Here is a 17,473-nt window from a genome sequence, read left to right as displayed (position 1 = left end):
CCGCCTGTCGAGACCCCTGCTTAAGCTCCCTGCCTAAACGCCCTGCCCATGACCCTTGCCCGGACCGTCGCCTGAACCGCGCGCCTGAACCCGCTAGACGGCGGGGGAGTGCCGGTGGCGGCGCTGCGAGGGGGTCGGCAGGCCAGCCCGGGTCCGGCCGGTCCCGCCCCAGGCGTTCGATCGGGCCTCCTTGATCAGGCCGGTGCCGGCGGTCTCGCGGACAGCCATGATGCCGTCCGCGGCCGAGCGTTTGTCCGCATAGCTCCCGGAAATGGCCAATACCGTTCCGTCCGCGCCGAGCAGGCGGAACCGGATGTTCGCCTCCGCGTCCGTGAAGATCTCGAAATGTCCTGCCATCGTCATGTCCTTTCGGGCCACCTAGGCACCCCGGGCCGTGCACGTCTCTGTGCTGATGCCGTTTGCTCGACAGGTCGCCGCGGTGCTCTGACAAGACTGACCCGTGGGGACTAGGCGGGTAAGGGGCGAAAGTCCCAATGTCCCGGTGAGGCGGAGCACTACATTGGGAGCATGGCTGAGTTTCAGGAGGGCGATTCCGGGGAGCGTGTCCGGCTGACGGCGAGGGTGGGCGGCACCGTGCAGGCCGTCGGCTTCCGGTACTGGACGGTGCGGCAGGCCGAGGAGCTCGGGCTGACGGGCAGTGTCCGGAACAACGACGACGGTTCGGTCGGCATCGTGGCGGAGGGACCACAGACGGCGGTACTTGAGTTCCGGCGCTGGCTGCGCTCCCCGCAAGCGCCCGGACGCGTGGAAAACGTGGAGGAACAGATCTCCCCGGACACCGGGGAGTTCCACAACTTCGGGGTGGTGTACTGAGGCCGCGTTCGAGCATGTCCGGTCTTGGGGCAAAGGGCACTGGGCACGGGACAAAGGGCAAAGGGCACTCGGCACGGGACCCGATTGTGGGTACGGTGGCCCCATGCAGAAAATATCGATCGACGCCCTGGCCCGTCAGCAAATCGCGGCAGCCCTCGCGGCAGCCAGCGGCCGGGCCGCTGACACGGTGTTCGGCGGGCACGAGAAGGTCCTCCGCCAGACCGTCATGGCGTTTAAGGCCGGCACCAAGTTGAGCGAGCACCAGAACCCCGGCGAGGCCACCGTCTTTGTGCTCCGGGGCTGCGTCCGGCTGCGGGCCGGCAAGGAATCCTGGCAGGGGAATGCCGGCGATCTCCTGATCGTGCCCGAGGGGCTGCACAGCCTGGAAGCGGAAGAAGACTCCGCGATCCTGATGACCGTGGCAAAAATCCACGCCTGAACCGCCGGGGACGTCTAGTTGTGCCGTGCCCACAGCTGCAGCCATACGAGCAGCCGCGTTTCGGGGTCCTCCAGGTCTATTCCGAAGAGGGGTTCAACGCGGGACAAGCGGTACCGGACCGTGTTGACGTGCACGTCCAGGGCCTTTGCGGCATCAATCGCGTTTCCGCCGCAGCTCAGGTAGGCGTGGAGGGTCTCCTCGAAAGACTTCTTATGCTGTTCGTCGTATTCGGCGATCCTCAGGGCGTGGGCCCCGGGGAGCTGGCCCGACGTCGTCAGTGACGAGACGATCTGGCGCAGCTGCAGGCGTGAGCCGAGGGAGTCGTCGTCGGCGACGATCTCATCGGAATCCGGCGCAATACGCCCTTCGGCGACGTTACGCACCAGCTCGGACAGGACGAGTTCCGCGTTGACCCGGGACTCCGCGAGGCGGTCGATCGTGGCCGCCACTCCCAGTGCGGCCAGGACCGGGCGGGAGAGCAGCCGCCGCGCGTTCTGCACAATTTTCAGGATGGCGCTGCGTTGAAATTGCCGGGACGATTCGGTGGTCTGCGGCAGGACGATGTAGACGATGTTGTCCGAGAGCCCACAGACCGCCGAGGGCAGCCGGATGGCGCACGCGGTCCGGATCGTATCGAAGAGCCGGAGGCGGGACTGCAGCGTTTCGGCTGCGATGGCATCGGACGGCCAGATGCCCAGGGCCGCAACCCGAATGGACGCCGCCGATATCCCCAGCCTGATCGCGGCCAGCTCGGCACGTTTGGGCTCGAACAGCAGCGGCTGGACCAGATCTATTTGGCGGGTCAGGTTCGAGACGTAGGTGGTGCGCTTGTGCAGGATGTGGAGCGCCGCAACGTTGGCAGCTTCACGCAGGATCCGGTCCGCGTCCGCGTTGTGGTGTTCCGCCAGTTCGAGGAGCCAGAGCGAGCCAAGGACGGAGTCGCCGGCCCGGATGGCGATGGCCGTGCGCCGGAGCAGCGGGTCCTCCGTCGCCACGTTCAACGCATCGCTGGCGGCATGGACGCGGCGGTAGTCCCTGTCCGTTTGAACGGAGTGCGGCACGTGCAGCCGCAGGATGGAACTCCGGCGCGTCTCGTCGATGGGCTGGTCCGGGAGGGTCGAATACGCCAGAATCGTCTGCTCCGGATCGGCGATCGCGATGGCACCGCCGGCTTGGGCGGCCACGGTGTTCGCCAGATCGAACAAATCTCCGGGACGGATGTCCACCAGCGTGCGCCCCGATTGCCGGTGCGGGATGACGGCGGCGTCCATGATCTCCGCGAGCTGGTTCCACGGCACCGAATCAGAGGCCCGGAAAAGAGCCATCCCAGTTTCCCGCACGGCCGCCCGCAGTGCTTCGTCCGAGGTGCCGTTGGCTTTGTAGACCACTGCCACGTAGCCGGCGTCGCTGAGCTCCCGGATTTTCACGACCAGGCGCTTGCCGGACAGCGACAAACCGATGGCCAGGGCGACGGCGCCGGGAAACTTCGCAGGACGGGCCATCGAGTCGTAGAGAACAGAGCCCGCAACAATCTGCTGGTCGTCGGCCGGCATTTCGACGAGGCTGACAATTTCCGAACCGGCCGAGCGGGCGACGTCCGCCAGGGTGGGCAGCGCATGCCGCTCCGCCGCCGGGAGCGCCGTCATTGTTCCACCGAAGGAACTGTTTGGTAGTCGCTACTAATGACGTGCCCCTCAATTTGTCGCGATCTCCATAGTGGCGCGGAGTTCCACTTCCTACGCTGAACCATAACGCAGCACAGCAAAAGGGAAGGCCCGCATTGAAAATCAGCGAAGCCAAGCAGCTCATCCAGGTCAAGGCCCCCGTGTTCTCCCGGCAGCGCCGGGTGCTGGCCAACGCTTTCAATGTGGAGGAATACCGGCAAGCGGCACGGAAGGTCCTGCCGGCAGGGATTTTCGACTACCTGGACGGCGGATCGGAAGACGAGGTGACGCTCCGCCGCAATCGGGCCGTCTTCGACTCCTGGGCGCTCATGCCCAGCTGGGGCCCGGTGTCCGGACCGGACACCAGCACCAGTTTGCTCGGAAAGGACAGCGCCCTGCCGCTCACCCTGACCCCCACCGGGGCCACCCGGCTGTTCCATCCCGAGGGTGAGCTGGCCGTCGCGGCTGCCGCCGACCGGGCCCGCATCCCCTACGGACTGGCGGGACTGAGCACCGTTCCGATGGAAACGATCGCGGAGCGCCACCCGGCCCTGGACCGCTGGTTCAACTTCGGGCTCACCTCCGACGCCGCGGCGCTGCAGGCCAAACTGGCGCGCTGCGAGGCCGCCGGATTCAGCACCCTGATTGTGGGAGTGGACACACGGGCGCTGGGCTCGAGGGAAAGGGATCTCCACAACGGCTTCACCGCCCCTCCCGCACTGACCCTTGCAACCATCGCGGACATCGCCCGGCACCCCTCCTGGTGGGTGAACTTCCTGAAGTCGGACGGCATCAGTTTCCCCAACCTGGATCCGCGCAGTCCGGCGGCCACCTCAGTGGTCACGCCCTCCATGTGGCAGCACATCCTGGGACACTCGGATGCGACCAGCGGTTGGAAGGAACTGGAGGCGTTGCGGCAGGCCTGGCACGGCAAGATCGTGCTCAAGGGCTGCGTCAACCCGGCCGACGTCGCAAAGGCCGCGGGCATTGGCCTGGATGCCGTCCAGTTGAGCAATCACGGCGGCCGCCAACTGGACCACATGCTGAGCCCGATGGACGTGCTGCAGGAATCCCGGCAGCGGGTGGGCGATTCGATCGAGATCTACGTGGACTCCGGCATCCGCCGGGGGAGCGACATCCTCAAGGCCTTGGCGCTGGGAGCCGACGCCTGTTCGATCGGCCGGGCCTACCTGTACGGGCTGGTGGCGGCCGGCTCGCCGGGTGTCGGGCGCATCATTGACATCTTCGCGGCCGAACTCCGGCGTACGATGACGCTGGTGGGCGTTTCCAGCATTCCCGAATTGAAGGCACGGGGCGGGGAAATTCTTCGCGACATCCGTCATTCCCCCGAAGTCCTCGAACCAACAGCCTGAGGCTCCATACATTAATCAGCTCCGAACAATTCGGCACGCCGTGCCTTCCCGCAGCGTTGCGGGAGGCCCAAGAATCCCTGAACAGCTAAGGAAACCATGCGCACTCGATACCTACTTCCCGTTCTCACCGTCATCACGGCAATGTCGCTGACAGGCTGCGTCAACAACAGCGAACCAGCAGCCACGGCTGCCACGTCCGGCGCATCCGGAACGGCTGACGCCGTCGCGGTGAAGAAGAACGACTCCCTTGCGGCGTCGCTCCCGGAGAAGATCAAGTCCGCCGGTGTCCTCAACGTCGGCATGGCGAACAACTACCCGCCCAACGAGTTCAAGGACGAGAACGGTGCGCCGGCCGGCTGGGCCGTGGACCTGACGAAGGCGCTGGGTGACGTTCTGGGCCTGAAGGTCAACTTCGACATCGGCACCTTTGACAACATTCTTCCGGCCGTGAAGGCCGGAAAGGACGACCTGGGCGTGTCCTCCTTCACCGACACCCTGGAACGCGAAAAGCAGGTGGATTTCGTGAACTACTACTCCGCCGGCATCCAGTGGGCCGCACCCAAGGGCAAGACCGTGGACCCGGCCAACGCCTGCGGACTCAAGGTTGCCGTCCAGGCAACCACCTACCAGGACACGCACGAGGTGCCCGCGAAGTCGAAGGCCTGCACCGACGCCGGCAAGGCCGCCATCACCATCTTCAAGTACGACGCGCAGGACCAGGCCACCAACGCCCTGGTGGTGGGCCAGGTGGACGCGATGAGCGCCGATTCGCCCGTTACCCTGTACGCGATCTCCAAGACCAAGGACAAGCTGCAGACCGCCGGCGACGCGTTCGAGGTGGCACCGTACGGGATGCCCGTGGCCAAGGACAGCGCCTTCACTCCGGTCCTGCAGAAGGCGCTCCAGACGCTGATCGACGACGGTAGCTACAGCAAGATCCTGGCCAAGTGGGGAGTGGAATCCGGCGGGGTCAAGACGGCGGCGCTCAACGTGGCAGCCAAGGGGTGATCACGAATGAGCGAGCCGGAGTCCGGCAGAATGACTGAGCCGCTGCCCGGCCGGCGGCCCCGGAACGGCGGCAACGGTGCCGGCCCGGGCGGCACGGGCCCGGGAACGGCCGGCGGCAACGGAACCGGCGTCGTCGTCTCGGACCGCGATGGCGAGCCGACGACGATCGTCGCCGTCCCGCTGCGCCACCCGTGGCGGATCCTCGTGGCTGTGGTCCTTGTCCTCATGCTGGCGGTCTTCGTGCTGGACGCCGCCCAACGCCCCGACTACGGCTGGGCCGACGTCGGCAAGTACATCTTCGACCGCCGGATCAGCCAGGCCGCGTGGGTCACGTTGTCGCTGACCATCTATGCGATGGTGGGCGCGATAGTTCTGGGCCTGCTGCTGGCCATCATGCGGCTCTCGCCGAACCCCGTGTTGAAGAGTGTGGCCTGGCTGTACATCTGGATCTTCCGGGGCACGCCCGTTTACGTGCAGCTGGTCTTCTGGGGCATCGTGTCCCTGATCTATCCGGTGTTCACGCTGGGCATTCCGTTCATGACGCCCTGGGCCACCATCCCGAACGGGATCTTCACCAACCTGTTCATCACCGCCGTGATCGGGCTGGCCCTGAATGAGGCCGCCTACATGTCCGAGATCGTGCGCGCCGGGCTGTTGTCCGTGGATCAGGGCCAGGAGGAAGCCTCGACAGCCCTGGCCATGTCCTGGGGGCAGACCATGCGCTATGTGGTGGTTCCGCAGGCCATGAAAATCATCATTCCGCCCACCGGAAACGAGGTGATCTCGATGCTCAAGACCACCTCGCTGGTGGCCGCGATTCCGTTGAGCATTGACCTCTACGGCGTGTCCCGGGGTATTTCAGCGGTGACGTTTACTCCGGTGCCGCTGCTGATTGTGGCGTCGCTCTGGTACCTGCTTTTCACTTCCGCCCTGATGGTGGGCCAGCACTTCATCGAGAAGCGGTTCTCGCGCGGAACCGGCCGCCTCAAGACCGGCAAGGAACCGGCGTCGCCGGAGCCGGGACCGACGGCGGCGCCAGGCGCACCGGGCGTACCGCTCGGCACGGACTTTGGAGGAAAGGGATGACGGGCATGCCAATGGTGCTTGCAGACCGGGTGTCTAAGAACTTCGGCACCAACAAGGTGCTGCGCGGGATCAGCCTGGAGGTCAAGCCGGGCGAGGTGCTCTGCATCGTGGGTCCCAGCGGTTCGGGCAAATCCACGTTCCTGCGCTGCATCAATCACCTCGAACGGGTGGACGCGGGCAGGCTCTCGGTCGACGGGCAGCTGGTTGGCTACCGCCAAAAGGGGGACAAGCTTCACGAACTGAAGCCCACCGAAGCTGCCCTGCAACGCCAGGAAATCGGCATGGTCTTCCAGCGGTTCAACCTGTTTCCGCACCTGACGGCGGTGGAAAACATCATCCTGGCCCCCATGCGGGTGAAACGGCTGTCCAAGGCCAAGGCCACCGCCCGGGCCAAGGAACTGCTGGAGCGGGTGGGCCTGGGGGACAAGGGCGACCACTACCCGGCGCACCTCTCGGGCGGGCAGCAGCAGCGGGTGGCCATCGCCCGCGCCCTGGCCATGGACCCGAAGCTGATGCTCTTCGATGAGCCCACAAGCGCCCTGGACCCCGAGCTGGTGGGCGAGGTCCTGGACGTGATGAAGGAACTGGCCCGCACCGGCATGACCATGATTGTGGTGACGCACGAGATGGGGTTTGCCCGCGAGGTGGCGGACACCCTGGTCTTTATGGATGAGGGCGTGGTGGTGGAGGCCGGTCCACCGCGGCAGGTCCTCAGCGACCCGGAGCATGCCCGGACCAAGGCGTTCCTTTCCAAGGTCCTCTGACGGCGGGAGCTGACCGCGCCGCGTCACGGAGTTCGTCGCGGCCAGCGGTGTGGGACAGACTGTTGCCGTGAGCAACTCTCCCCGGACCGGCCTCGCCGTCGCTGGACTCAGCCTCGGCACGGCGCTGAACCCGCTGAACTCCTCGATGATCGCCGTCGCGCTGGTGGTGCTGCGCGCGGATTTCGGGCTCGACGTCGCCACGGTCACCTGGGTGATCACCGCGTTCTACCTCACCTCCGCGGCGGGCCAGCCGCTGATGGGCCGGCTGGCGGACCGCTTCGGGCCGCGCCGCTTGTTCATGTTCGGCATGGCAGTGGTTGCCGTGACCTGTGCCGTGGCGCCCTTCGCGCCGAACTTTGCGCTGCTGTGCGTGGCCCGCGCCTTCATGGCTTTGGGCACGGCGACCGCCTACCCGAGCGCCGTCGTCATGGTGGGGGCGCTGGCCAAGCAGGCACAGACGAAATCCACGCGGCCGCTGGGCCGCATCCAAATGGCCAACACCTCCGCTGCCGCCGTCGGCCCGGTGGTGGGCGGGCTGCTGGTGAGCCTGGTCGGCTGGCAGGCGCTGTTCCTGGTCAACGTCCCGCTCTCCCTCGCCGCCATCCTTCTGGTCCGGCGGTTCGCCCCGGCTGACGAGGGGCGTGAACGCGGCCGGGCCGCGGAGCTGCTGCGGGACTCGGACATTCCGGGCATCCTCGCCTTCCTGGGCGCCATGGTCCTGGTGATGATGGCGCTGCTCAACGTATTGCCGGAATACCGATGGTGGCTGCTGGGCGGCGGGACGCTGCTGGCGGTGCTGTTCGTGTGGCGCGAGCTGCGCTTCGCTCCGCCGTTCCTGGACCTGCGGTTGCTGGGCCGGAACCGGCCGCTGCTGCTCGTCTACCTGGGCTTCGCCCTGTTCAACGGCGTCTACTATTTCGCCTTCTTCGGGCTGCCGCAGCTGCTGCAGGAGGCCGGGGGATACGGTCCGGGCGTTGTGGGGCTGCTGATGCTGCCGCTGGCCGCGATGTCGGTGGTGGTGACGCCGTTCGCGGTCCGTGCGATCGACCGTTTCGGCGTCAAGCGGGTACTGATCATCGGCGTCGTGCTCCTCGTGGCGGCATCCGGGACGATGTGGCTGCTGACGGCGTCGTTCGCCATTCCGCTGGTGCTGGCGCTGACGGCCCTGCTGGGGGTGCCGTACGGGGTGGTCAGCATCGCCTCCAGCCAGGGCATGTACGTCTCCACCCGGCCGGAGGAGCGCGGGGTGGCCGCCGGGATTTACCAGACTTGCCGCTACCTCGGAGCTATTACGGCAACGGTGCTGATCGGCATCTTCTACGGAACCGGCGTCAACCAGGCCAACTGGGGCCTCATGGTGTTCGTCATGTTGGGACTCGGCGCGGTGGTGTTTGTGGTGTCGCTGCTGTGGCGGGAACAGCGGTAGGGCGACGGCGCGCGGCCGGTCCGTCCTACCGTTGCGTCTCCCTTTCGATGGCTTTGTCGTGCTCGGCATGGGCGCGCCGCAGCAGGTCCATGAACTCGGTTTCATTGCGGATGAGCCGCTTGTATTTCTCCGGCAGCGCCCGCAGCATTTCTTCTTCGCTGACCATCTTGGTGAAGATCCTGTCGCGTTCGGCGAGGTCGGTCTCGTAGTTGAGGTCCAGGTAGTCGGTGGCGTGGCGCTTGGCACCGGATACCGCGTTCTTGGCCCTGCCCTTGGGGCTGAAGACGGAGGCCAGCACGGTGACTGTGAGGACTCCGAGGATCACGAGGAGCGAGGCGGAGGTGCTGATCTCGAAAACGTTGAAGTGTTCGCCGTCGTTAATGAACGGCAGGGTGTTCTCGTGCAGGGCGTGGAGGACCAGCTTCACCCCGATGAACCCGAGGACGGCGGCGAGGCCGTAGGAGAGGTAGATCAGCCGGTCCAGCAGCCCGTCAATCAGGAAGAACAGCTGCCGCAGGCCCATCAGCGAAAACGCCGTCGCGGTGAAGACGATGAAAACATTCTGGGTCAGGCCGAAGATCGCCGGGATCGAGTCGAGCGCAAACAGGATGTCCGTCCCGCCGATTGCCACCATGACGAGCAACATGGGGGTCAGGACGCGCTTGCCGTTTTCGACCGTGAACAGCTTGTCGCCGTCGTAGTGCGAGGACGCGGGGAGGAATTTCTTGGCCAGACGGACCACCAGTCCGTCGGAGTCGTCGTCGTGCGAATTGGGCCGGAGCAGGTTTCCGGCGGTGAGCAGCAGGATGAGACCAAAGATATAGAAGACCCAGGAGAAGCTGTTGATGAGGGCTGCGCCAAGGAAGATGAACGCGGTCCGTGCGATCAACGAGAAGATGATCCCGAAGAGAAGCACCTTCTGCTGATCGGCGCGGGGCACCCGGAAACTGGCCATGATGATGAGGAAGACAAAGAGGTTGTCCACGGAGAGGGCCTTCTCCGTGACATAGCCGGCGAAGTACTCGGTGCCCATCTCGACGCCGCCGAAAATCAGGGTCCCGACGCCGAACAACAGGGCGATGCCGACGTAGATCGCCGACCAGGAGGCCGATTCTTTCAGGCTGGGCGTGTGGGCCTTGCGGACATGGAAGAAGAAATCAAAGGCCAGGAGGCCTACGATCCCGACGACGGTCAGGATCCAGACCAGGGTTGGAACTTGCATGCTCACTCCTTTGCCGGCCAGCGCCGCTGCATGAGAGCGGGCACCCGGGTGCGTCACCCCATGCTTGCCTGTCTCGTGAACCAGCCTAGCCGGGGCGGCGGCCCGCGTGGTCATGCGTCATTTCCCTTGCGCGCGGACCGGCTGCTACGGCGCGGGCGGCGGAAGCGCGAGCCGTTGATGTGCCATGGCCGGAGTGGGAAACTTGGGCTGCGGTCTCATCCACTGTAAGGAGTCGGAAATGGCTGACGGGACTGGAATGATCAAGCGGTTCTACACAGAGGTGATTGAGGGCGGAAACCTGGATCTCATCGATGAGCTGGTGAGTGACGACTTCGTCGATCATGATCCCCTACCCGGGCAATCGCCCGCCAAGGACGGCGTCGGGTTCTTCGTCAACACGATGCGGGCGGCATTCCCGGATCTCAAGGCCAAGACCACCGAGCCGGCGTTGGTAGATGGAAATCTGGAGGCGCAATACGTGGTGTTGACCGGAACGCATCAGGGAGAACTGATGGGCGTTGCCCCCACCGGCCGCAGCGTCGAATTCAGCGGCGTTGACATCATCCGAATCGATAACGGCAAAGTCGTTGAGCATTGGGGAGCCACGGACACGATGACCCTCATGCAACAGATCGGCGCGGTACCTCAATAGCGCGGAAATAGCGCGGGGCAAAGGGGGTCCTTCCTTCCGGGAAGGACCCCTTGCGTGCCCGTCTGGACGCACCGACGCGAAGTTCGACGGCGTCCGCCTGTCTTCGGTGGCGGGGTAGCCCGAGCACGTCAGGCCGTCGCGGCTGTGCGCGGGTGGGTTAGCTTTCGAGAAGATTCCGGGCATTCTCGTACTTTGCGGCCAGCTGCGCCCGCTTCTCGGGGTCCAGCCGTTCGGTCCGCTTTTCATCAGTGTTGTCCGCGATGTCGGCCAACTTCACTGCGAGGGCAATGGGATTCTTGCGGATTTCCAGATAATATCCATCACCACCGTTGGCCTCGGTGCGCGTGAGCAGGACGACGGCGTCCACGACTTTCCTGCTGATTCCGGCGGCTGCCAGGTCTTGGGGCGTAATGCCGCAGTCTTCAACAACATCGTGGAGCCACGCAGCTGCGATGTGCTTCGGTTTCGTGAGCCTGGCGGCCACCCGGCGAGGATGTTCGATGTAAGGGACGCCAATCTTGTCCGTCTGGTAGCGGTGCGCGATGGTCGCAATCGCCTTGGCGGCGACTACCTCGGAAGTTGTTTCCTGCTTACCCATGGCGTTCCCCTTTTGATACGCGGCAAAGGTAGATCTTCGCCGGTATTCGCAGGCTATCAAGCGCCTCCGACTTTCTGAGCCCGGACCCGAAAATGTCGGTGCCGTGGCTCAACATGGTTCTGTACACGACCTACGAAAGGGGCGAGGGATGCTGGATACTCTGGCGTTACCCGATACGCAACTTGAACTGATGCTCGGCGTCCAGCCGGAGGAATCCCTGGAGTGGCAGGCCCAGCGGAATCGGCACTACACGGGATGGCATGACGTTGAGTCCACAGACCAGCTCGTCGCAATCGCTCAATCGATCACTCACGAGAACGACTGGTTCACCGTGCAGACGAAAGATCTGCATGGCCAACCGTCAGGACGGTATGCGCAGGCGGCGAATACGGGCAACGGCTACATGGTGGAGGTTGCCCAGATCAACGGCCAAACCACGCACAACTGGCGCATTGGCCTGGGCACGGCGGCCGATGGCGCTGGAAACAAGCCACACAAGGGGCCCAAAGCCAGCCAGATTCTCAGCCTTGCTGCAGTGATGGAAGTACTCGTGTCCTGGCTCCACGGGCGGGGGCTGCCCTTGGGGTACGGGGCTGCGCTGCGGATCTACCACAGCGCGTGACCCGCACCAGCTTCCGGCCGCAGCCGCCCCGTCGTCGTGCTTCTAGGCCTTGGGTGAGTAGGCCTTGGGGAGCTTCGTGCCGCGCTCTTCCATCACGGTGCGCAGGCGGGTGGGGTAGTCGCTGATGATGCCGTCCACGCCGAGGTCCATCTGGCGTTCCATGTCTGCCGTGGTGTTCACCGTCCAGGGGATGACTGGAAGGCCGAGCTCGTGGGCTTCGGTGATCATCTGGGGTGTGACGGAGCGGAAGGTGGGGGAGACCATGTTGTAGCCCTGGGCTGCCGCCGCCTTGGCGAGGGACCCTCCGTAGGTATCGATGTCGATGCCGCCGAGGTTGGGGCTGGAGCCGGGCCGTCCGACCTCGAGCCAGGCGTCGCCACTGGACAGTGCCGCGAGGGGAAGCTCCGGGGCGATCTTCTTGGTCAGGTTCAGTGAGGACCAGTCGAACGACTGCACAGTGCTGCGCTCCGCCATGCCTGCGGTGTAGATTTCCGTGACCACAGCCTTGGTCAGGGCCACCATGCCTTCCCCGCCGGACTTCCCGTCCTCCACCTTGGTCTCGATGTTGAAGCGGACCTTCTTGGCATCGGCGTCGCGCATCAGCTGGAACACGTCCTTGAGCTCAGCGATCCGGTTGCCCTCGATCACGTCCTGCTCCGGGTACCCCAACAGCGGCGTAAACCCGCAGTCCAGGGTCTTGATCTGCGCGAGCGACAGCTCGGCGACCCGGTCACCGACATAGGGGAACTCGGCATCGCCAGCGGCCGCCGGCGCGGTGTCGCGGCACTTGTCCGCCTGGATGGTGTCGTCATGCCAGACGATGACCTTGCCGTCGTCGGTCAGGTGGGTGTCCAGCTCCAGCGTGGTCACCCCGAGCTTCAGCGAGTTGGCGAACGCGGCCAGGGACTCCTCGGTCCACTCGCCGCGGCCGCCGCGGTGGGACTGCAGGTCAAAGGAGCCGTTGCGTTCGTTGGTCTTAATTTCGGACCCAGCCGTTGCGGAAGCGTTCGACGACGGCGCGGAGCCAGCTTCGGGGTTGGAGGCGGCGACGGCGGGGCTCGCCAACGAGGCGATGAGCGCGGCGGTGGCCGCGGCGGTCAGGGGTGTGCGCATGGTGATGGTTCCTCCTGGATGACGGTTACCGGCGCAGCGCCGGCGACTCGACCACCGTAGGGAGGCCAGATGGACTGCCGTGTGCGGGCAGCTGGACCGGGGGTGAATAAACACGCCGAGCGAGGTGTCCGAGAAAATACGACGCGCTCCTAGGCCTCCGCCGCCTCCGCGCCGATTGAGGGCTCCTCGCTGACTGAGCTGTCACCTTCCGAACTGTCACCGAATGGGCTGTCAGCGTCGAAGAGATACTGCCGCAGGAGGTTGGACCGGGACGGGTCCTTGAGCTTCTTCATGGCCTTGACCTCGATCTGGCGTATGCGTTCTCGGGTCATGCCGTATGCCTTCCCGACCGCATCCAGGGTTGTCTCGTCACCGCACGTCATGCCGAAGCGCATCGCAATGACCCCTGCCTCCCGCTCCTCGAGCGTGCCGAGTACGGCATGTACCCGCTCCTTCAGCTGCTGATGGAAGAGCGAATCCGTCGCGTCGAGATCAAGGGGATCCAACAGCTGTTCGGCCAGCGCCTCGGTTCCGCCCCTGCCGTTGGGCACCTCAGAGTCCAGCGAATAAATCGGCTGGTCCAGGGTCAGCAGATGTTCAACCTTCTCGATCGAGTTGTCCGTCAGCCGGCCAAGATCTTCGTTGCTGCACACGGTCCCCGTCGTTGCGGCCATCCGTTGTGCTGACCGGATTTTCTGCACCTGCTCGACGACGTTTACCGGCAGCCGGATAAGACGGGCCTGATCAGCCAGCGCCCGGGTGATGGCGGTCCGGATGCGCAACGTGGCGTAAGTCGAGAACCTGAAACCCGTGGCGAAGTCGAACTTGCAGACGGCCCGGTGCAGTCCCAGGTTTCCTTCCTGGATCAGGTCCAGGAAGTCGAGGCCCCGGTAGGTGTAGTGCTTGGCAATCGACACCACGAGCCGAAGGTTGGCAAGGAGCAGCGTGTCGGCGGCACGCTCGCCCAGATGAACGATGGTCCGAAGCTCCCCCACGTCCCGTCCGGGCCGCGGTGTTCCGTCCGCCAAGAGCTGCTCCGCGAAGAGTCCTGCCTCGATCTCCTGGGCCAGCTCCACTTCCTGTTCCGCGGTGAGCAAGTCGTAGTGGTGCATCCGGCGCAGGTAGTCCGCGACGGCGTCCTCGGTGACCCCGTCGCCGGCTGCCGGTGATTCCGGCCGGTCGGCGTCATCCGGCTCGAAAGCTCCAGGGACCGGGGCAACTGCTGCAGGCCCGGAGGCCGTCCTGTCGATTGCCTCGTGGATCAGGTCCGCCATTTCATCCTCCGTTGGAGTCTTCAAGCTCGTGAAGGCAGACTACTGGGCCGGTGCGACAATATCTGGGCGGTTCTTCGACACCCGCCGCCGGTCACTGAAAGGCAGATAGCTCAGTGGGCTGACGAAGCCGCGGCGGGCTATGACGTGCCAGCCCTCAAGAAACGGGGCCGTCCCCGGATCGGAGCGGAAATTGCCCAGGTGGCCGCGATCCGGTTGGACCCGGACCTTAATGCCGCCCTCTCCAGGCGGGCGGAGCAAGATCATTCAACGCGCAGTGAGGTAGTCCGCCAAGCACTCCAGGCATGGCTCAAGTCCGCATAGGTCCCGGCCATTTAGTGCCTCAGGCGTCGAACAAGCCCCGCACGTCCTCCGCTGACAGGGCCGAGGAGAACATCGGCCATCCGGGATCCTGCCTTCACATCCAGGGATGCAACGGCGACGGCGGCTTCCTCCAATGCGGTCAGGGCCTCCCGGCCCGGGTGATACCAGCACTCTGCGATCATGGGCGGAAGCGCGACCGTGACCTCGGTGAATTCACCAGTCAGATGGCGGCGGCGTTGCATTCGGAGTGGTTTGTGCGGTCGGTTTTGAAGGAGGTTTTCAGCGGAGAGGAGACCGTACCGTCGCAGCTGTGGACCTGCTTGGAAGTGGCTGGGCCGTTGACAAGGCAGAAGGAGGGCTGTTTAGCTTGCTGCCGGAAGATAACCGCCGCGGAAGGAATGGTGTGGCGTGAGCTCTGCATGGCTGCCCGGGCGTGACATCCGCCCGCTCTCCGAGTCCGACGCCGAGGTGTACGTTGCCTCCGTGTGCTTTAAGACCGGGCCGCCGGGTGCTGCCGGGGTGGAGGTAGAGCGGTTGGTCCACGACGTCTCGAATCCGCATTTTCCGGTCCCGGTTGCACGGGTCAGCGACGCCATGGCGGCAGCCGAGGGACCGCTGCCGGGCGGGGGACTGGTCACCTTTGAGCCCGGCGGTCAGCTGGAAATCAGCTCAGCCTGCGCGCCTGGTCTACCCGCTCTCGTCACGGCGACCCGCGCGGACCTTGCAGCCGTTGAGGCCCTGCTGGCGGATGCCGGCCTTTGCTTCGGCCCGGTGGCTCTGGACGCTGGCCGGCCACCGGTGCGGTCATTGGATCACCCGCGGTATGCCGCCATGGAGCGCCATTTCGACCGCTCCGGCCCCGCCGGACGAACGATGATGTGTTCCACGGCTTCCCTGCAGATTTCGCTGGAGGCCGGATTCGACCATCCCGGGCCCAGCGGCGCGGCGCAACGTTGGGCGCGGCTGCACCATCTCCTGCCGGTCCTCGTGGCCATGTTTGCCAATTCCCCGTTCCTTCACGGCATCCCGAGCGGCTGGCACAGCAACCGGCAGCGTATCTGGCTGAGCACCGATCCCACGCGGACCGCCACGATCCCCTCCTCGTCGGACCCGCGCCTGGCCTGGGCACGGTACGCCCTCGACGCGCTGGTGCTGTGCATACCCTCGGAGGATGCGTCATGGGATGCTCCGCGCGGGCTGACGATGCGGAACTGGCTCCGCGGGGAAGGCCCGCGGCCCGCCACGCTGGCTGACCTGGAGTACCACCTGACAACCCTGTTCCCGCCGGTCCGGCCACGGGGGTTCCTGGAGATCAGGGTGATCGACGCCCAGGCAGGCAGCGACTGGGAGCCGGTCACGGCCCTGGTGACCGCGCTCATGGACGATGAACACGCGGCCGGCCTCGCCGCCGAGGCCTGCGCCCCGGTTGCTTCCCTGGCCGATCCGATCAGGACCGCGGCCCGTTACGCGCTGGCGGATCCGTTGCTCGCCTCGGCGGCCCTCGGCTGCGCCGAGGCCGCGCTGATGGCATTGCCCCGGTTGGGAGCTGACGCCGCCACGCGCACCCGGGCGGAAGAGTTCGTTGACCGCTATACGGCGCGGGGCCGGTGCCCTGCGGAGGAGCGGCTGGACCGCTGGCAACGAACCGGCAGCTATTTTGGTCCGTCAGAGTACGAGTCAAAGTACGAGGAGGATCGCGAAAATGCCAGATAACCTTCCCGGGGCCGGCACCGGCCCGGACACTCTCAGGGCCTTCATCGCCGACGGGCTGGAAAGGGCCCGGAATCGCACGCACGCGCTGACCGAGTGCGACGACGAGGATCTGCTGAAGCAGCACTCACCGCTGATGTCACCGCTGGTCTGGGACTTGGCGCATGTCGGCAGCCAGGAGGAACTCTGGCTGGTGCGCGACGTCGGCAAAATGGAGCCGCTGCGGTGCGACCTCGACCAGATGTACGACGCGTTCCAGCATCCCCGCAGCGCCCGTCCCTCGCTGCCGTTGCTCTCGCCGGAGGAGTCCCGGAAGTACATTGCCCAGGTCCGTGCCAAAGCGCTCGATATCCTGGACCGGACCCCTTTGGAAGGCTCGCCGCTGGTGGATCGGGGCTTCGCCTTCGGGATGATCATCCAGCACGAGCAGCAGCACGACGAGACGATGCTGGCCACGCACCAGCTCCGCGTCGGCGTGCCGGTCCTGCGGGCCCGGCCGTTGGCGGCGGCTGTGCTGGCCACGGACCGGACCACGGACCGGTCCACGGACCGGCCCGCTCTGGCGAAGGAGGTGCTGGTCCCTGCGGGGACGTTCATGATGGGGACCTCGGTGGAGCCGTGGGCACTGGACAACGAGCGTCCAGCCCACGCGGTGGACGTGCCGGACTACTGGATCGACACCGTTCCGGTGACCAACGGTGACTACCGGTGCTTCATCGACGACGGCGGCTACCGCAACCCGCGCTGGTGGACCGCCCCGGGATGGAACCATGTCAGGGAAGCCGGGCTGGTGGCGCCCAAGTACTGGGAACGCGACGGTGACCGGTGGATCCGGACCAGGTTCGGCGTCGTTGAACCGGTGCCGGACCGTGAACCGGTGCAGCACGTGTGCTGGTTTGAAGCGGACGCGTACGCCCGCTGGGCCGGGCGCCGGCTTCCCACCGAGGCGGAGTGGGAAAAGGCTGCCCGTCATGATCCCCGGTCCGGGCGTTCGCGGCGCTACCCGTGGGGGGATGAGGATCCCGCACCCCATCACGCGAACCTGGGCGGATCGGCCCTCCGGCCTTCGCCCGCAGGCTCCTATCCGGGCGGGGCGTCGCCGCTGGGAGTGCGCCAGCTCATCGGTGATGTCTGGGAATGGGTCTCCAGTGACTTCCGCCCCTACCCCGGATTCAGCGCGTTCCCGTATCAGGAATACAGCGAAGTGTTTTTCGGGTCTGACTACAAGGTGCTGCGGGGAGGCTCCTGGGCGGCGGACCCGGCCGCGTGCCGGGGGACATTCCGGAATTGGGACTACCCCATCCGCCGGCAAATCTTTGCCGGCTTCCGCACAGCACGCGACGCCGTCCCGGCCGAGGTGCGTTAGC

General features: G+C 65.7%; 18 protein-coding genes. 12 read left to right on the top strand and 6 right to left on the bottom strand.

Annotated elements, in window-relative coordinates:
• Nucleotides 1-93: 93 nt before the first annotated feature.
• Complete coding sequence (locus ABIB26_RS04740; RefSeq protein WP_354240062.1) at nucleotides 94-357, bottom strand: YegP family protein; 264 nt, start codon at nucleotides 355-357, stop codon at nucleotides 94-96.
• A 171-nt stretch (nucleotides 358-528) separates the two neighbouring features.
• Between ABIB26_RS04740 and ABIB26_RS04735 the strand changes: the two genes are divergently transcribed.
• Nucleotides 529-834 carry an acylphosphatase gene (locus ABIB26_RS04735; RefSeq protein ID WP_354240060.1) on the top strand — a complete coding sequence of 102 codons (306 nt, stop codon included), beginning with the start codon at nucleotides 529-531 and terminating at the stop codon, nucleotides 832-834.
• Nucleotides 835-937: 103 nt separating this feature from the next.
• Nucleotides 938-1,273 (top strand): cupin domain-containing protein, encoded by a 336-nt coding sequence (locus ABIB26_RS04730; protein ID WP_354240058.1) that lies wholly within the window; start codon nucleotides 938-940, stop codon nucleotides 1,271-1,273.
• A gap of 14 nt (nucleotides 1,274-1,287) precedes the next feature.
• Here the strand turns inward: ABIB26_RS04730 and ABIB26_RS04725 are convergent, their stop codons facing one another.
• Nucleotides 1,288-2,919, bottom strand: a complete 1,632-nt coding sequence (locus ABIB26_RS04725) for a PucR family transcriptional regulator (protein WP_354240056.1) — start codon at nucleotides 2,917-2,919, stop codon at nucleotides 1,288-1,290.
• Between the two features lie 134 nt (nucleotides 2,920-3,053).
• On the opposite strand from ABIB26_RS04725, the gene ABIB26_RS04720 reads away from it, so the two are divergent.
• From ABIB26_RS04720 to ABIB26_RS04700, 5 genes are all read left to right on the top strand, one after another.
• Nucleotides 3,054-4,310, top strand: a complete 1,257-nt coding sequence (locus ABIB26_RS04720; protein ID WP_354240054.1) for an alpha-hydroxy acid oxidase — start codon at nucleotides 3,054-3,056, stop codon at nucleotides 4,308-4,310.
• Between the two features lie 96 nt (nucleotides 4,311-4,406).
• Nucleotides 4,407-5,318, top strand: coding sequence for an ABC transporter substrate-binding protein (locus ABIB26_RS04715; RefSeq protein WP_354240053.1), 912 nt, complete (start codon nucleotides 4,407-4,409; stop codon nucleotides 5,316-5,318).
• A gap of 6 nt (nucleotides 5,319-5,324) precedes the next feature.
• Nucleotides 5,325-6,404, top strand: a complete 1,080-nt coding sequence (locus ABIB26_RS04710) for an amino acid ABC transporter permease (protein WP_354240051.1) — start codon at nucleotides 5,325-5,327, stop codon at nucleotides 6,402-6,404.
• Complete coding sequence (locus tag ABIB26_RS04705; protein ID WP_354240048.1) at nucleotides 6,401-7,168, top strand: amino acid ABC transporter ATP-binding protein; 768 nt, start codon at nucleotides 6,401-6,403, stop codon at nucleotides 7,166-7,168. The genes ABIB26_RS04710 and ABIB26_RS04705 overlap by 4 nt, the downstream gene beginning before the upstream one ends.
• Nucleotides 7,169-7,235: 67 nt before the next feature.
• The gene (locus ABIB26_RS04700) at nucleotides 7,236-8,594 is read left to right on the top strand and encodes an MFS transporter (RefSeq protein WP_354240046.1); all 1,359 of its coding nucleotides are present in this window, start codon (nucleotides 7,236-7,238) and stop codon (nucleotides 8,592-8,594) included.
• A 25-nt stretch (nucleotides 8,595-8,619) separates the two neighbouring features.
• Here the strand turns inward: ABIB26_RS04700 and ABIB26_RS04695 are convergent, their stop codons facing one another.
• Entirely contained in the window at nucleotides 8,620-9,816 is a 1,197-nt protein-coding gene (locus ABIB26_RS04695; protein ID WP_354240044.1) for a TerC family protein, read from the bottom strand.
• Between the two features lie 238 nt (nucleotides 9,817-10,054).
• Here ABIB26_RS04695 and ABIB26_RS04690 point away from each other — a divergent pair, with 238 nt between their 5' ends.
• The gene (locus ABIB26_RS04690) at nucleotides 10,055-10,468 is read left to right on the top strand and encodes an ester cyclase (RefSeq protein WP_354240042.1); all 414 of its coding nucleotides are present in this window, start codon (nucleotides 10,055-10,057) and stop codon (nucleotides 10,466-10,468) included.
• Between the two features lie 157 nt (nucleotides 10,469-10,625).
• Here the strand turns inward: ABIB26_RS04690 and ABIB26_RS04685 are convergent, their stop codons facing one another.
• A complete protein-coding gene (locus ABIB26_RS04685) occupies nucleotides 10,626-11,066 on the bottom strand; it encodes a phosphohydrolase (protein ID WP_354240041.1) in 441 nt (146 codons plus the stop codon).
• Between the two features lie 148 nt (nucleotides 11,067-11,214).
• Between ABIB26_RS04685 and ABIB26_RS04680 the strand changes: the two genes are divergently transcribed.
• Nucleotides 11,215-11,688 (top strand): hypothetical protein, encoded by a 474-nt coding sequence (locus ABIB26_RS04680; protein ID WP_354240039.1) that lies wholly within the window; start codon nucleotides 11,215-11,217, stop codon nucleotides 11,686-11,688.
• Between the two features lie 42 nt (nucleotides 11,689-11,730).
• Here ABIB26_RS04680 and ABIB26_RS04675 read toward each other — a convergent pair whose 3' ends face one another.
• Nucleotides 11,731-12,801 (bottom strand): glycerophosphodiester phosphodiesterase family protein, encoded by a 1,071-nt coding sequence (locus tag ABIB26_RS04675; protein WP_354240037.1) that lies wholly within the window; start codon nucleotides 12,799-12,801, stop codon nucleotides 11,731-11,733.
• A gap of 149 nt (nucleotides 12,802-12,950) precedes the next feature.
• Nucleotides 12,951-14,075 carry a sigma-70 family RNA polymerase sigma factor gene (locus ABIB26_RS04670; RefSeq protein ID WP_354240035.1) on the bottom strand — a complete coding sequence of 375 codons (1,125 nt, stop codon included), beginning with the start codon at nucleotides 14,073-14,075 and terminating at the stop codon, nucleotides 12,951-12,953.
• Between ABIB26_RS04670 and ABIB26_RS04665 the strand changes: the two genes are divergently transcribed.
• The 3 genes from ABIB26_RS04665 to egtB all read left to right on the top strand — a co-directional run bounded on the left by ABIB26_RS04665 (nucleotide 14,058) and on the right by egtB (nucleotide 17,472).
• Entirely contained in the window at nucleotides 14,058-14,396 is a 339-nt protein-coding gene (locus tag ABIB26_RS04665) for a ribbon-helix-helix protein, CopG family (protein ID WP_354240034.1), read from the top strand. The genes ABIB26_RS04670 and ABIB26_RS04665 overlap by 18 nt on opposite strands.
• 408 nt (nucleotides 14,397-14,804) lie before the next feature.
• Nucleotides 14,805-16,109 (top strand): ergothioneine biosynthesis glutamate--cysteine ligase EgtA, encoded by a 1,305-nt coding sequence (gene egtA / locus ABIB26_RS04660; protein ID WP_354240032.1) that lies wholly within the window; start codon nucleotides 14,805-14,807, stop codon nucleotides 16,107-16,109.
• Nucleotides 16,099-17,472 carry an ergothioneine biosynthesis protein EgtB gene (egtB, locus tag ABIB26_RS04655; protein WP_354240030.1) on the top strand — a complete coding sequence of 458 codons (1,374 nt, stop codon included), beginning with the start codon at nucleotides 16,099-16,101 and terminating at the stop codon, nucleotides 17,470-17,472. The genes egtA and egtB overlap by 11 nt, the downstream gene beginning before the upstream one ends.
• Nucleotide 17,473 lies beyond the last annotated feature (1 nt).

The organism is Arthrobacter sp. UYEF20 (assembly GCF_040546335.1).
In the GTDB taxonomy this organism is placed as follows: Bacteria; Actinomycetota; Actinomycetes; order Actinomycetales; family Micrococcaceae; genus Arthrobacter.
This window is presented reverse-complemented; position numbering and strand designations above follow the sequence as displayed.

What these genes read in the sequence shown, in the direction of transcription:
- ABIB26_RS04695 (WP_354240044.1), bottom strand. Translation starts at nt 9,816, where the DNA reads ATGCAAGTTCCAACCCTGGTCTGGATCCTGACCGTCGTCGGGATCGTA.
- ABIB26_RS04725 (WP_354240056.1), bottom strand. Translation starts at nt 2,919, where the DNA reads ATGACGGCGCTCCCGGCGGCGGAGCGGCATGCGCTGCCCACCCTGGCG.
- ABIB26_RS04680 (WP_354240039.1), top strand. Translation starts at nt 11,215, where the DNA reads ATGCTGGATACTCTGGCGTTACCCGATACGCAACTTGAACTGATGCTC.
- ABIB26_RS04705 (WP_354240048.1), top strand. Translation starts at nt 6,401, where the DNA reads ATGACGGGCATGCCAATGGTGCTTGCAGACCGGGTGTCTAAGAACTTC.
- ABIB26_RS04715 (WP_354240053.1), top strand. Translation starts at nt 4,407, where the DNA reads ATGCGCACTCGATACCTACTTCCCGTTCTCACCGTCATCACGGCAATG.
- ABIB26_RS04740 (WP_354240062.1), bottom strand. Translation starts at nt 357, where the DNA reads ATGGCAGGACATTTCGAGATCTTCACGGACGCGGAGGCGAACATCCGG.
- ABIB26_RS04710 (WP_354240051.1), top strand. Translation starts at nt 5,325, where the DNA reads ATGAGCGAGCCGGAGTCCGGCAGAATGACTGAGCCGCTGCCCGGCCGG.
- ABIB26_RS04685 (WP_354240041.1), bottom strand. Translation starts at nt 11,066, where the DNA reads ATGGGTAAGCAGGAAACAACTTCCGAGGTAGTCGCCGCCAAGGCGATT.
- ABIB26_RS04735 (WP_354240060.1), top strand. Translation starts at nt 529, where the DNA reads ATGGCTGAGTTTCAGGAGGGCGATTCCGGGGAGCGTGTCCGGCTGACG.
- ABIB26_RS04670 (WP_354240035.1), bottom strand. Translation starts at nt 14,075, where the DNA reads ATGGCGGACCTGATCCACGAGGCAATCGACAGGACGGCCTCCGGGCCT.
- ABIB26_RS04690 (WP_354240042.1), top strand. Translation starts at nt 10,055, where the DNA reads ATGGCTGACGGGACTGGAATGATCAAGCGGTTCTACACAGAGGTGATT.
- ABIB26_RS04675 (WP_354240037.1), bottom strand. Translation starts at nt 12,801, where the DNA reads ATGCGCACACCCCTGACCGCCGCGGCCACCGCCGCGCTCATCGCCTCG.
- ABIB26_RS04730 (WP_354240058.1), top strand. Translation starts at nt 938, where the DNA reads ATGCAGAAAATATCGATCGACGCCCTGGCCCGTCAGCAAATCGCGGCA.
- egtB (WP_354240030.1), top strand. Translation starts at nt 16,099, where the DNA reads ATGCCAGATAACCTTCCCGGGGCCGGCACCGGCCCGGACACTCTCAGG.